The organism is Aeromonas sp. R7-5, from assembly GCF_040908015.1.
Classification (GTDB): Bacteria; Pseudomonadota; Gammaproteobacteria; order Enterobacterales; family Aeromonadaceae; genus Aeromonas; species Aeromonas caviae.
Window position 1 is genome coordinate 84,985 of sequence record NZ_JBFOCZ010000034.1, and the last position, 12,325, is coordinate 97,309.

Annotated in this window: 14 protein-coding genes; 8 read left to right on the forward strand and 6 right to left on the reverse strand. The window is 64.3% G+C overall.

Annotated elements, in window-relative coordinates; all coding sequences use genetic code 11:
- Positions 1-111: 111 nt before the first annotated feature.
- From AB5Y53_RS19380 to AB5Y53_RS19390, 3 genes are read left to right on the forward strand one after another with little or no spacing between them, the layout of a single operon-like run.
- Positions 112-1,080, forward strand: a complete 969-nt coding sequence (locus tag AB5Y53_RS19380; protein WP_368182962.1) for a ChaN family lipoprotein — start codon at positions 112-114, stop codon at positions 1,078-1,080.
- Between the two features lie 14 nt (positions 1,081-1,094).
- On the forward strand, positions 1,095-1,646 hold the full coding sequence (locus AB5Y53_RS19385; protein ID WP_279966331.1) for a cysteine hydrolase family protein: 552 nt from the start codon (positions 1,095-1,097) through the stop codon (positions 1,644-1,646).
- A 39-nt stretch (positions 1,647-1,685) separates the two neighbouring features.
- The gene (locus AB5Y53_RS19390) at positions 1,686-2,093 is read left to right on the forward strand and encodes a hypothetical protein (protein WP_010673229.1); all 408 of its coding nucleotides are present in this window, start codon (positions 1,686-1,688) and stop codon (positions 2,091-2,093) included.
- Positions 2,094-2,157: 64 nt separating this feature from the next.
- On the opposite strand, the gene hutZ is transcribed toward AB5Y53_RS19390, so the two are convergent.
- Entirely contained in the window at positions 2,158-2,715 is a 558-nt protein-coding gene (hutZ, locus tag AB5Y53_RS19395; RefSeq protein WP_010673228.1) for a heme utilization protein HutZ, read from the reverse strand.
- The gene (gene hutX / locus AB5Y53_RS19400; protein WP_368182963.1) at positions 2,712-3,224 is read right to left on the reverse strand and encodes a heme utilization cystosolic carrier protein HutX; all 513 of its coding nucleotides are present in this window, start codon (positions 3,222-3,224) and stop codon (positions 2,712-2,714) included. Before hutX ends, hutZ begins: the two co-directional genes overlap by 4 nt.
- A gap of 167 nt (positions 3,225-3,391) precedes the next feature.
- On the opposite strand from hutX, the gene AB5Y53_RS19405 reads away from it, so the two are divergent.
- From AB5Y53_RS19405 to AB5Y53_RS19415, 3 genes are read left to right on the forward strand one after another with little or no spacing between them, the layout of a single operon-like run.
- Complete coding sequence (locus AB5Y53_RS19405; RefSeq protein ID WP_041214611.1) at positions 3,392-4,237, forward strand: hemin ABC transporter substrate-binding protein; 846 nt, start codon at positions 3,392-3,394, stop codon at positions 4,235-4,237.
- Entirely contained in the window at positions 4,234-5,265 is a 1,032-nt protein-coding gene (locus tag AB5Y53_RS19410) for a FecCD family ABC transporter permease (protein WP_368183003.1), read from the forward strand. The genes AB5Y53_RS19405 and AB5Y53_RS19410 overlap by 4 nt, the downstream gene beginning before the upstream one ends.
- Positions 5,266-5,280: 15 nt before the next feature.
- The gene (locus AB5Y53_RS19415) at positions 5,281-6,072 is read left to right on the forward strand and encodes a heme ABC transporter ATP-binding protein (RefSeq protein WP_368182964.1); all 792 of its coding nucleotides are present in this window, start codon (positions 5,281-5,283) and stop codon (positions 6,070-6,072) included.
- Between the two features lie 97 nt (positions 6,073-6,169).
- On the opposite strand, the gene AB5Y53_RS19420 is transcribed toward AB5Y53_RS19415, so the two are convergent.
- Complete coding sequence (locus AB5Y53_RS19420) at positions 6,170-6,778, reverse strand: YitT family protein (RefSeq protein WP_324038480.1); 609 nt, start codon at positions 6,776-6,778, stop codon at positions 6,170-6,172.
- 292 nt (positions 6,779-7,070) lie between these two features.
- Here AB5Y53_RS19420 and AB5Y53_RS19425 point away from each other — a divergent pair, with 292 nt between their 5' ends.
- Complete coding sequence (locus AB5Y53_RS19425) at positions 7,071-8,420, forward strand: UDP-glucose/GDP-mannose dehydrogenase family protein (RefSeq protein WP_368182965.1); 1,350 nt, start codon at positions 7,071-7,073, stop codon at positions 8,418-8,420.
- The gene (locus AB5Y53_RS19430) at positions 8,417-9,415 is read left to right on the forward strand and encodes an NAD-dependent epimerase (RefSeq protein ID WP_368182967.1); all 999 of its coding nucleotides are present in this window, start codon (positions 8,417-8,419) and stop codon (positions 9,413-9,415) included. The genes AB5Y53_RS19425 and AB5Y53_RS19430 overlap by 4 nt, the downstream gene beginning before the upstream one ends.
- 41 nt (positions 9,416-9,456) lie before the next feature.
- Here AB5Y53_RS19430 and AB5Y53_RS19435 read toward each other — a convergent pair whose 3' ends face one another.
- From AB5Y53_RS19435 to AB5Y53_RS19445, 3 genes are read right to left on the reverse strand one after another with little or no spacing between them, the layout of a single operon-like run.
- Positions 9,457-11,145, reverse strand: coding sequence for an ArnT family glycosyltransferase (locus AB5Y53_RS19435; RefSeq protein ID WP_368182969.1), 1,689 nt, complete (start codon positions 11,143-11,145; stop codon positions 9,457-9,459).
- A complete protein-coding gene (locus AB5Y53_RS19440) occupies positions 11,135-11,494 on the reverse strand; it encodes a lipid-A-disaccharide synthase N-terminal domain-containing protein (RefSeq protein WP_368183005.1) in 360 nt (119 codons plus the stop codon). Before AB5Y53_RS19440 ends, AB5Y53_RS19435 begins: the two co-directional genes overlap by 11 nt.
- A complete protein-coding gene (locus AB5Y53_RS19445; protein WP_124813446.1) occupies positions 11,494-12,234 on the reverse strand; it encodes a glycosyltransferase family 2 protein in 741 nt (246 codons plus the stop codon). The genes AB5Y53_RS19440 and AB5Y53_RS19445 overlap by 1 nt, the downstream gene beginning before the upstream one ends.
- Positions 12,235-12,325 lie beyond the last annotated feature (91 nt).

Below are 12,325 nucleotides of genomic sequence, written 5' to 3' on the forward strand. Positions count from 1 at the left end.
CTCATTTCACTTTATCGTCATTCCCCCTTACACTGGCGCCACTTTTTGCTCGCCATGCCGCCATCCCATGGTGCAGCCTTTTCCCATCCCCTGTTTCGTGAGTGAGTAACCATGATCCGACGACTCCCCCTGCTCGCCCTGCCCCTGCTGCTGGCCGCCTGCACCACCACGCCGCAGAACACCCCACCCGAGACCCTCTATCACGCACGGCTCGATACGGCCCAGGGGCAGGCGCTGACCTTCGAGCAGGCGGTGGCGCGGGTGGCGGATGCCGACATCGTGCTGGTGGGGGAGCTTCACACTCACCCGGCCATCCATCTGTTGCAGGCACGTCTGCTGGCGGGGCTTGACGAGATGTCGCAAGCCGATGGCCGGGCCCTGGTACTCTCCATGGAGCAGTTCAGCCGCGCCGATCAGCCGGTGCTGGATGCCTACCTGGCCGGACGCATCGGCGAATCAGCCCTCATTCGAGATGGCCATGCCTGGCCCAACTACCAGAGTGATTACCGCCCTCTGGTGGAATTCGCCAAGGCGCAGCACCTGCCAGTGATCGCCGCCAATGCCCCCAAACCCCTGGTGAGCTGCGTCGGTCAGGAGGGACCAGCCTGGCTCGACAAACTGCCGGCCAATCGCCGCAGCCAGATTGCCCGCGAGCTGACTCTGGGGGATGACGGCTACCGCCAGAAGTTCATGGCCTCCATGCACCATGGGGATGCGGACGGCAACGCCCGTCGCTTCGCCGCCCAGACCAGCTGGGACGACACCATGGCCGAAAGCATGGTGGATTATCTGGGCAAGCATCCCGGCAGGCGCATCATGCATATCGCAGGCAACTTCCACGTGGAGGGGGGACTCGGGATCGCCAGTCGCATCGCCAGCCGCAATCCGGCACTCAAGGTGGCACTCATCGTGCCGCAAACCGGTGACGAGACAGCCCCCGGGAGAGACGCCGATGTCAGGGTCCACATCGCTCCCCTGCCGGAACGCTGGCTAAATGCAAAGGAAATGAAGCAAGATATGGGCGCACTGCATCAATCCCGAAGCCGTGACTGCAGCCAATGGTTGCAACCCTCAAAATAGCCCAAGGATTTCATATGGATGTGTTACTCGTCATCGACATGCAACAGGGGTTGTTCGATAACCCCCGCCATCAGGATGCCCAGGTCATCGCCAACATCAATCGTCTGGCCGATCGCGTGCGGGGCCAACACGGACGGGTCATCTATGTGCAACACGACGAACCGGGTTCCGAGCTGGAACCTGGCAGTGCGGGCTGGCAACTGCACGCCGATCTGGCCCCGTCTCCCAACGACAGCCGGGTGCGCAAGACCGCCTGTGACAGCTTCCTCGACACCGAGCTCGGCTTCTTGCTGGCAGAGCAGTCGGTAGACAGACTGCTCATCTGCGGCTGTGCCACCGACTTTTGCGTCGATACCACGTTGCGCAGCGCCGCCGCCAGGGGCTTTGACGCCTTTGCGGTGACCGACGCCCATACCACGGCGGACAGGCCGCACCTGAGTGCGGAGCAGATCATCCAGCACCACCACTTCATGTGGCGGCATCTGAGCCTGCCTCAAGGCAGAAGCGTGACCCTGCTCACGACGGATGAGCTGCTGGCCACCATTCAACCCGAGCGGGCGTGTTAAGCTGCCCGTCCTGATGTGAACACCCGATTGGAGTCTTGTGTGCGTCTACTCTCTGCCGTTGCCCTCACGCTGCTGTTACCGGCGCTCACCGCCTGCTCCGGCTTGCCGGGGGCAGCACCCGATGGCCCGGCCCCCCTGTTCCACACCCATATCAGCGACGACGGGAGCAAGCGCTTCACCTTCGAGGCCGCCCCTCTCGACGTCCTGCCCACCCGGTTGCAGGAGGGAGATGACAACCGGCTGAGCCGCCGCGACAAGAGCCTGCTGGAACGCCGGGAAGCCCTGCAGGACGAGCAGCTCACCCAGATGCTGGCCACGCGCAAGTATTGCCGAAGCGGCTATATCGTCCTCAGCCAGACCTCCTGGAAGATCCGCGGAGAATGCAACGAGAGCGCCAGCCAGGCCGATCGCGATGCCTTCCCCAACCAGGCAGGCTGGCAGGAGTAACCCGGGACATAACAACAAAACGGGCAGCCCAGGCTGCCCGTTTCTCATTTCGCTGATTGTTCCCTCAAACGGGTTCATCCGCCGGGCTGGTCAGCTCGGCGCCATTGTCGATGCGTTTGTGCCCTTCCACCAGGTGAACGAAGTCCACCAGTTCGTCGCCGGAGACACGGAACGCCTGACCGAATCCCTTGACGAACAGTCCCTGCTCGGGCTTGAGCCTAAACAGCACGAAGTCCTTGAGGTTGGAGAGCCCTTTGACTATCTCGCCGAAGCGCCCTTCCAGCGCCGCAACGGCCTTCTCCCAGCGTGCGTCGTCGCGCGCCACCACCTCGGCGACCGCATCGAAGGTCAGACGCTTGCGGGCAAACAGCTCGCGGGCCCCGGTTTCGTCCTCGATCAGCATCAGCGATACCTTGGGCACCTGTTGCAGGTTGCGGGCGTGGCGAGCTATCTCGGAGATGAGCACATAGTATCCATCTTCCTGCAGCACGAAGGGGGCATAGCTGGCATTGGGGTTGCCTTCGCCATCCACAGTGGCGAGCTGCAGGGTACGGCAACCGTCGCGGAACTCGCGGATCTCAGGTTGCAGGCGGTTTTGCAGGCGCTCCTGACGTTCACTCATGCTTTCACTTCCTCTTGATACTGACGGCGCAGGGCCATGAAACGCTCCACCTGCTCAGGCAGCAGTTGACGCTGCTCGTCCCGGCCCAGGTAGATCTTGAAAATGCAGCGGCCACTGTGGCCGAAGAACTGGAAGGAGTGCCCTTCCTTGCCCATGAAGAGCTTGCTGACCAGGGCGATGCCCGCCACGTTGTCGAGCTTGAGGTGGCCGTGCAGTTCGCCGTCCCGCCCCATCAGGTTGTAGTAGCCGCGCGCGTTCTTGCCCTTGGGGAAGGGAGCCTTCACCTCGAAGATGGAGCCATCGGATTCGACGATGGTGGTCACCTGACCCCAGCTGGACAGGTCCACCAGCAGGGCTTCGGCCTCCCCGGCCGGCACTTGCGTCATCAGGGCGGCAGGCAGATTGCGTACCACCTCCCACTCGCTGACGGCCAGCTCGGTGGCGAGGGTGGATGGGTGGGCGCTGGGGTCTTGCTCCAGCAGCGCGTGAATGCGTTGTGCAATGCTCATCGGTTCTCCCTGGATGATCTGGCGATGGTGCTCGGTGTCGCGGCGGATACTGTAATAAAGCGCCCCAAGTAACGCAATTGATAATCGCTTTCATTCTCAGTGCATTTTGATGGACGACTTGATATTCTCGGCGGCAACCCTATTTCATTCACCCTTCGGAGGTTCGCATGGGCCGTCGTTTTGCCCTCGCATTCAGCCTGCTCGGCTGTGCCCTTTCCCTCTCTTCCCCATCCGTCATGGCGGTGGAGCGTATCGTCAGCATAGGCCCGGCCACCACGGAACTCATCCTGGCACTGGGAGGCGAGCAGAGCCTGGTCGCCACCGATGTCAGCAGTCCGGAGCCCAGAGGCGTGCCCAAGGTCGGCTATCACCGCGCCCTCGCCGCCGAAGGGATCCTGAGCCTCTCTCCGACCCTAGTGGTCGGCAGCGACGAGATGGGCCCGAACAGCACGCTTGATCAGTTGCGCCGTGCCAACGTCAAGGTCGAGGTCATGGCCACAGCCCCTACGCTGGCCAACCTCAACGAGCGTATCGACACCCTGGCCCATCTCCTGGGTGACCAGGCGGCAGGGAGCAAGCTCAAGGAGGAAATTGCCGCCCAAAGCGACACCCTGGCGGCGCAGGCGAAGCAGAACAAGCCCCTCAAGGTCGCCTTCCTGCTGCTGCACAAGGGTCAGCCCACCAGCATCGCCGGCGGCAACACCACCGCCAGCGCCCTCGTCACCCTGGCGGGCGGCGTCAATCCGGTGGCTGGGCTCCACGACTACAAGCCCGTCTCCACCGAATCCCTCATCGAGCTGCAACCTGATCTGGTGCTGGTGAGCGGCCGCGACTGGCAGCAGTATCAGGATCCCGACGCCGTCCTGAGTCAGGTGCCCGCCCTGTCAGCCACCCCGGCAGGCAAGAACAAGGCCATCCACGCCATCGACGGACATGCCCTGCAAGGGGGCCTCAGCCTTCGTTCCCTGCAACAGGCGAACCAGATCGCCCAGTGGATCAAGCAGGGTTCCTGATGCGCCTGCCTCTGCCCTGGCTGCTCGCCCTGACCGGCTGCGCGCTGGCGTTGCTGCTGGTCGGGTCCCTCGCGACCGGCCCCATGTCCCTCTCCCTTGGCGAGAGCCTGCGCGCCCTGTTTGCCGGACCACAGAGCGGGATTGAGGCTCACAAATTATTGATCGTGCAGGAGATCCGTCTACCACGAACCCTGCTCTGCATCGCCGTGGGGGGCATTCTCGGCCTCTGCGGCGCCGTCATGCAGGGACTGTTTCGCAACCCCCTGGCAGACCCCGGCATCATAGGGGTGTCGGGTGGGGCGGCACTCGGCGCAGCCCTGGCTATCGTGTTGCTCGCCCCGCTGGGCTCGCACCTGCAGAGCCTGCTCGGCCTGGGGTTGCTGCCCCTGCTCGCCTTTCTCGGCGGAGCCCTCACCACCACCCTCGTCTATCTGCTGGGTACCCGGGAAGGGGGCACCTCGGTCACCGTGATGCTGCTGGCCGGGGTGGCCATCACGGCGCTCTCCGGCGCCGTCATCGGACTGCTCACCTATCTCGCCGACGATCAGATGCTGCGCAACTTGAGTCTGTGGCAGATGGGCTCCCTGGCGGCAGGCAAGCCGGTCGATGTGACGCTGGCGCTGCTGACCCTGGTCACTTTGCTGCTGCTGTTCATGCGCGATGCCAATCCCCTCAACGCCCTGCTGCTGGGAGAGGGAGAGGCACGGCATCTGGGGGTGAACGTGCAGATGCTGAAGCGTCGCCTCATCCTGCTCACTGCTGCCGGTGTCGGCGTGGCGGTGGCGGTGGCTGGCATGATCGGCTTTGTCGGTCTGGTGGTTCCCCATCTGGTACGGCTGCTGGCCGGTCCCAACCATGTCCGCCTGTTGCCGCTGTCTGCCCTGTTGGGGGCTGGCCTGCTGCTGGGGGCCGACATGCTGGCACGCACCCTGCTCGCTCCGGCCGAGCTGCCCGTCGGCATCATCACCGCCCTGCTGGGTGCCCCCTTCTTCATCTGGCTCTTGGTCAAGAGCCGCCGAACCCTGTAACAGGAGATCGCCACTTTGCCCAGATCCCCCTCCCCCCTGCTCAGTTGCCGGGGCCTTCGCCTCAGTCGCGGCAACCGACTTATCCTGGACAACCTAGATCTCGACCTGCATGCCGGCAGCCTGACCGCCCTGCTCGGCCCCAACGGGGCGGGCAAAAGCTCGCTGCTCAAGTGCCTGACCGGCGAGCTGGAACATGAAGGGGAGATCCACCTGTTCGGCCAGACCCGCAGGGGGTGGGCCGACAACGCTCTGGCCCACCGGGTCGGTGTGCTGCCGCAAAGCTCCTCCTTGAGCTTCCCCTTCCTGTGCGAAGAGGTGGTAGCCATGGGCCGGCTGCCCCACAGCGAGCCTGCCAGCCGGCGCGACGAGATAGTCCGCGCCGCCATGACCCACGCCGGGGTCGACCATCTGGCGAACCGCCTCTATCCCGGCCTTTCAGGCGGGGAACGTCAACGAGTGCAGTTCGCCCGGGTGCTGGCCCAGATCTGGCAGGCACCGGAGGAACCGCAGCAAGCGCGGCTTCTGCTGCTGGACGAGCCCACCTCGGCGCTGGATCTCAAATACCAGCACCAGTTGCTCGCCATGGCCCGGGCGCTGGCCGGCCGCAACACCGCCGTGCTGGTGGTGTTGCACGATCTCAATCTGGCAGCCCGCTACGCCGATAGGCTGGTGATGCTGGAGCAGGGCAGGCTGATGGCTGACGGCAGCGCAGGCGAGGTGCTGACCCCGGCGCTCATCGCGCGCCTCTACGACTACCCCGCCCAGGTGATCCACCACCCCGAGAGCGGCGTCCCCATGGTGGTGTGACACCCGGGGGGCAGATAGCAACAGAGCGCCATCAGGCGCTCTGTCTTTTTGCGGTATCCAGCCCTGGGCTGACCAGCAGGGCAATCCCCTGGGCACATCAGGCTATCTGGTAGCGCCCCGGCTTGTGATTGAGTGTCAACACCAGGTTACAGATGATGGCTGCCACCACGGAAAGCGCCAGCAGCCAGGGGGAGACCACGAAGAAAGAGGCAACCACGATGGCGCAATCCAGCCCCATTTGCAGCTTGCCTGCCCGCACACCCCATCTGTCCTGAATGAAGAGCGCCAGGATGTTGAAGCCCCCCAGGCTCGCCTTGTGGCGGAACATGATGAGCAGCCCCATGCCGATCAGGGTGCCGCCGATCAGCGCCGCATAGACGGGTTCGATCTTGCCGATTTGCAGCACGGCGTTGAGGTGATCTGTCATGAAGGAGACGGTGGCCACGGCGGCAAAGGTATTGAGGGTGAAACGCGGCCCCATTCTGAGCCAGGCCAGGGCATAGAAAGGCAGGTTCATGGCGAAGAACAGCAGGCCGAAGCTGATGCCGGTCACCTGTTGCAGCAGCAGCGCCAGGCCGGCGGTGCCACCGGTGAGCAGGCCGACCTGATGGAACAGGAAGATGCCGAGGGAAACGAAGCCTGCTGCGGTCAGCAAGGCGAGCACATCCTCATACAGTGGATGCGCAGAGTGTGAAGTGTTGTCCATAACCAGGTATCCAGTCGCGAAGCAAGAGAGTGTTGGCCGCCCGTCGGGCGGAGCGAGCCCCGTGAACCGGGGCTTCGTTATGCAGACAGTCTCCAATTTGAGTGAGATGGATCACAAGTCCCACTCTTCACGCGCCAAAATGGTGCGCGTCATCCAGGCGTTACAATCCTTGCACCAAAATGTCCCACACTCACCGCCGGCATGATGCTGAAAAACCTGAAACGGGCCGCTGCCCCCGCGCCCGAATCGTTCTAGAATGAGTCGCTTGTCACTGCCAGCGGAATAACAGCGGATGAGAGTCACCGTATTCGGAATAGGTTATGTCGGGTTGGTTCAGGCCGCCGTACTGGCGGAGATGGGTCACAAGGTGGCCTGCGTGGATGTGGATGCCGACAAGGTCGCGGGCCTGAAAGAGGGGCGCATTCCCCTCTTCGAGCCCGGCCTCGCCCCTCTGGTGCTGCGCAATCATCAGGCCGGTCGCCTGATCTTCACCACAGACCCGGCACGGGCGGTGGAGTTTGCCGAGCTTATCTTCATCGCGGTCGGAACGCCGCCGGACGAGGACGGATCCGCCGACCTCCATCAGGTAATGGCGGTGGCGGACACCATAGGCCGCCTGATGCAAGGGGGCAAGGTGGTGGTCAACAAGAGCACTGTCCCTGTCGGTACCGCCAGCCGGGTACGGCAACACATTGCGGAGCGCCTCGCCGACCGTGGTCTCGATCTTCCGCTCGACGTGGTCTCCAACCCCGAATTCCTCAAGGAGGGCGCCGCCGTCGCCGACTGCCTGCGGCCGGATCGCATCATCATCGGCACCGACTCCGATCACGCCTTCTCCCTGCTGGAGGAGCTCTACGCCCCCTTCAACCGCAAGCGAGACCGCATCCTGCGGATGGATGCACGCAGCGCCGAACTGACCAAGTACGCCGCCAACGCCATGCTGGCGACCCGCATCTCCTTCATGAACGAGATGGCCACCCTGGCCGAAGCCCTGGGCGCCGATATCGAGGAGGTACGCAAGGGTATCGGTGCCGATCCGCGCATCGGCCACCACTTCATCTACCCGGGCTGCGGTTATGGCGGCTCCTGCTTCCCCAAGGATGTCAGGGCGCTGATCCACACCGCGAAGGAGGCGGGGTGCGAGACCCCCCTGCTGCGCTCGGTGGAGCGGGTCAACGAGGCGCAGAAGCACAGGCTCATGACCCGGCTGCACCACCATTTTGGTGCCAGTCTGTCGGGGCGCACCTTCGCGTTATGGGGACTCGCCTTCAAACCCAATACCGACGACATGCGCGAAGCCCCGAGCAGGGTGCTGATGGAGGCGATCTGGGCGGCAGGAGGCAAGGTGCAGGCGTTCGACCCCGAGGCCATGACCGAGGCCGCCCGCCTCTATGGCCAGCGGGCAGATTTGATCCTGTGCGACACCCAGGAAGCCGCCCTCCAGGGGGCTGACGCCCTGCTCGTCTGCACCGAGTGGCAACAGTTCCGCGCACCGGATTTCGACCTGCTTCGCCAGACCCTGAAGCAGGCCATCATCTTCGACGGCCGCAACCTCTATGATCCGGCCCGTCTGCGCCAGCGCGGTTTCACCTACTATGCCATCGGCCGTGGCGACAGCCTGGCTCATCAGGAGGATCGATGAAGTACCTCGTCACCGGCGCCGCCGGGTTTATCGGATTTCATGTGGCGCGCAGGCTCTGTGGCGACGGCCATCAGGTGGTGGGGATAGACAACCTCAACGACTACTACGCGGTGAGTCTCAAGAAGGCGCGCCTCGCCCTGCTCACGCCTCTACCCGGCTTTCGCTTCGAACACCTCGATCTCGCGGACCGCGCGGCCATGGCCTCGCTCTTTGCCCGCGAGCAGTTTGACCGGGTGATCCATCTGGGGGCCCAGGCCGGGGTGCGCTACTCCCTGGACAACCCCTTCGCCTACGCCGACAGCAACCTCACCGGCCACCTTACCGTGCTGGAGGGGTGTCGCCAGACCCGGGTGCAGCATCTGGTCTATGCCTCCTCCAGCTCGGTCTACGGGCTGAACGAACAGATGCCGTTCAAGCCGTCCGATGGGGCGGATCATCCCGTCTCCCTCTATGCGGCGAGCAAGAAGGCGGGGGAGCTGATGGCCCACTCCTACTCCCATCTCTACGGCCTGCCCACCACCGGGCTGCGCTTTTTCACCGTCTACGGCCCCTGGGGCCGGCCCGACATGGCCCTGTTCAAGTTCGTGCACGCCATCCTGAACGGCGACCCCATCGACCTCTACAACCAGGGCCAGCTCAGCCGGGATTTCACCCATGTCGACGACATCGTCGAGGGGATAGTGCGCATCTCAGACAGCCCCCCCGCGGGCGATGCCCACTGGCAGGGGGCCCCGGACGCCAGCCCGGCCCCCTATCGCCTCTTCAACATCGGCAACGGCAGCCCGGTCAGGCTGCTGGACTTCGTGGATGCCATCGAGGCGGCCCTCGGCAAACGGGCCATCCGCAACATGCTACCCATGCAGCCCGGCGACGTGCTCGCCACCTGGGCCGACACCGGCTCGCTGTTCGACGCCACGGGCTATCGCCCCCGTATCGGGCTCAAGGAAGGGGTAGACAGCTTTGTCCGCTGGTATCGGGACTACTACCGGGTCTGAGCCAAACGAGGTGGCAGGGTCCCCTGGCTCAGACCCTGCGCTCAGGATGAAGGGGTATAGCTGAAGGGCACCATGGTGGGGGAGAGCCCACGACAGGCAGGTTTGAGGGCCTTCGGGCCTGCCAGCAGCCAGTCGGTGCGGTGACGGTTGCCGAGGTTTTCCATCTTCGCGGGGTCAAAACACCTCACCATCAGGTCGGCGCTCCCCAGTACCCAGCGCCCGGGGGCAGCCCCTATCCAGGCGGCAGCTTCCCGGGCCTGCTCCCCGTCTCCCATCAGATAAGGGTAATGTTTCACTGGTTGCAGGCTAAACAGCAGATGTTGCTCCTTGAAGCCCGCCAGCAGCAGTTCATCCCCCGCAGGCACCTTCTGCGCCGCCAATGCCATGACTGCCTGAGGGGTGCGCACCTCGTTGAGGCGCACGCTTATCCAGCAGGAGTAGATCAGCCACCCCACCGCCAGGGAGCTGAGAATAGCGGTCAGTGGCGCCCGGCGAAGCCAGGCATTGATCAGCAGCAAGGATCCCCCCAGCACCAGCAGGGGAAGCCAGGGATCCGGCCCCAGTTCCCCCAGACGGCTGGCCACTCTGTCGCTAAATGCCAGCACCAGAGCCCCCACCAGCCCTGCCCCTCCCAGCAGCCAGCCAAGCCCGGCCAGCAGTCGCCCCGGCCAGACCCGGACCAGCAGGGTGCCGATGAAGGGTGCGGTCAGGAGCGCCAGGGCGGGCGTACCGGGCGTCATGTAGACGCCCCGCTTGCCCGGCGAGCAGGAGAAAAACAGCACCACCAGCACCAGATAACCCAGCAGCAGCAGGATACGCCTGTCCTGCGCCCGAATGGCGCGCCGCCAGGCCACCACCAGCCAGGGCAGCAGCAGGGAGAGCGGCAGCCAGAACGGCGGGATCACCGAGGTAAGGTAGTACCAGAAGGGTTTGACGTGGTGCCAGGCGCTGGTATAGCGAGTCACCGTCTGGCGCAGCAGTATGTTGTCTCTGTAGGCCAGCAGGAGGGGATCCCCGCTTCGGGTCACGGCCTCCAGCATGGGGACCAGCCAGAGGCCCATCGCCAGGGCCATGACCAGCGGCCCGAGCAGGGCCTTCAGCCAGGCTGACAAAGGCGCGGCGCGGATTTGTGCCCTGTGGGTCCAGAGCGCGGGAAGCAGCACCAGCAGGGCCAGTACTCCCACCCCCTTGGTGATGACGCCAAGCCCTGCGGCAAACCAGCCGAGCCAGTACCAGCGCCACCCGCCACCGCAGAGGAGGAAGCGCAGAAAACCATAGAGACCGAGGGTGATGAAGGCCGTCGCCAGGGCATCGATCTGGGCAGTCTTGGCCTGCAGGGTGAACTGGACGGTGAACAGCAGCAGCAAGCCCGCCAGAAATCCTGTCGCCGGATCCCACAGGCGGCGCCCCAGATCCCACACCAGTACCAGGGTCAGCAACCCCGCCAGCAGGGAGGGCAGCAGAAAGGCCACCTTGATGGAGCCAGTCAACACATAACCGATCGCGATCCCCCACATAAACAGCGGCGGCTTGTCCGGATAGAGCTCCCCGCCGCGCATGGGGAAGAGCCACTGGCCGCTCTCCACCATCTCCCGGGCGATCAGGGCGAAACGCGGCTCGTCCGCCGGCCAGGGGTCCCGCAGACCCAGCCCGGCCCCCAGCACCACCAGCGCGATTAGCAGCAACCAGCCAAGGGACGTCTGATTGAGCAGGGTGCGATCACTCACCATGACGAGCCTCCCCGGTCACTGCCTTGTCCCGCCGCCAGCCCCGATGCTGGATATCGAGATAGAGGCTGTAGAGCGCGGTGAAAGTGGGGAAGAGGTTTTGCAGCACGCCGACGGAGTCCTGCTTGGGAGAGAAGGTGAAGTAGCTGAGCGTCATCAGGCTGCCGATCACGCTCATGTACCAGAACAGGCGCGGGATGACGGGTCGTCCAGCCCGCTTGGACGCCAGAAACTGCACCAGCCAGCGTCCGCCGAACATCAGCGCCCCCGTGTAGCCGATCAGCTTCCAGCCGGTGACATGCACCCCGGTCCAGTCCAGCCAGTCGATGGGGACAGACAGCCAGGCGTCCATCACTCCAGCATCTCCCGGATTTCAACCACCTTGGATCGGCGCTGCAACCACCAGACCCCGACCACGTCCACCAGCCCGACCCAGAGCCGGTTCCAGACCCCGTATTTGGAGATGCCCGCCTGGCGTGGCCTGTGGTTGACCGGCCAGGGCGCCATGCGCCCCCCTTGTGCCTGGATCAGCGCGGGGATGTAGCGGTGCATGTGATTGAAGGCGGGCAGTTTCAGATACCAGTCGCGACGCACCACCTTGAGCCCGCAGCCGGTATCCGGAATGCCGTCGCGCAGCAGCAGATCGCGAAAGCCGTTGGCCAGCTTTGAAGAGAGGCGCTTGACCCAGTCGTCACGGCGGTTGACCCGGTGGCCGATGAGGCCCACCTGGTATGGATCGCTCTGGTAGCGGCGCATCGCCTCCTCCAGCATGGCGGGAATGTCGGCGGGATCGTTCTGACCATCGCCGTCGAGTACCACCAGCCAGTCGCCACGCCCGTGGCGCACTCCGCTCAGCACCGCCATGCTCTGGCCCACGGCATGGACATGGCGTAGCACCTTCAGCCTGGGGAAACGCGTCTGCAAATCGCGCAGTACCACATGGCTGTCGTCCACACTGCCATCGTCCACATAGATCAGTTCGTACTCGAACCTGCCCCCAAGGGCGGCATCTATTTCGCCGACAAGCGGGGCCAGATTGTCCCGCTCATCCTTGGCGGGTACCACGACAGAGATATCGACCGATTCGACCATATGCATATCCTGCCCTCATCAGAGGCGCTATCGATTCACCCGGCAGACCCGACGACATTGCATCGTGGCCTGGCTGACATCATGCAAATAC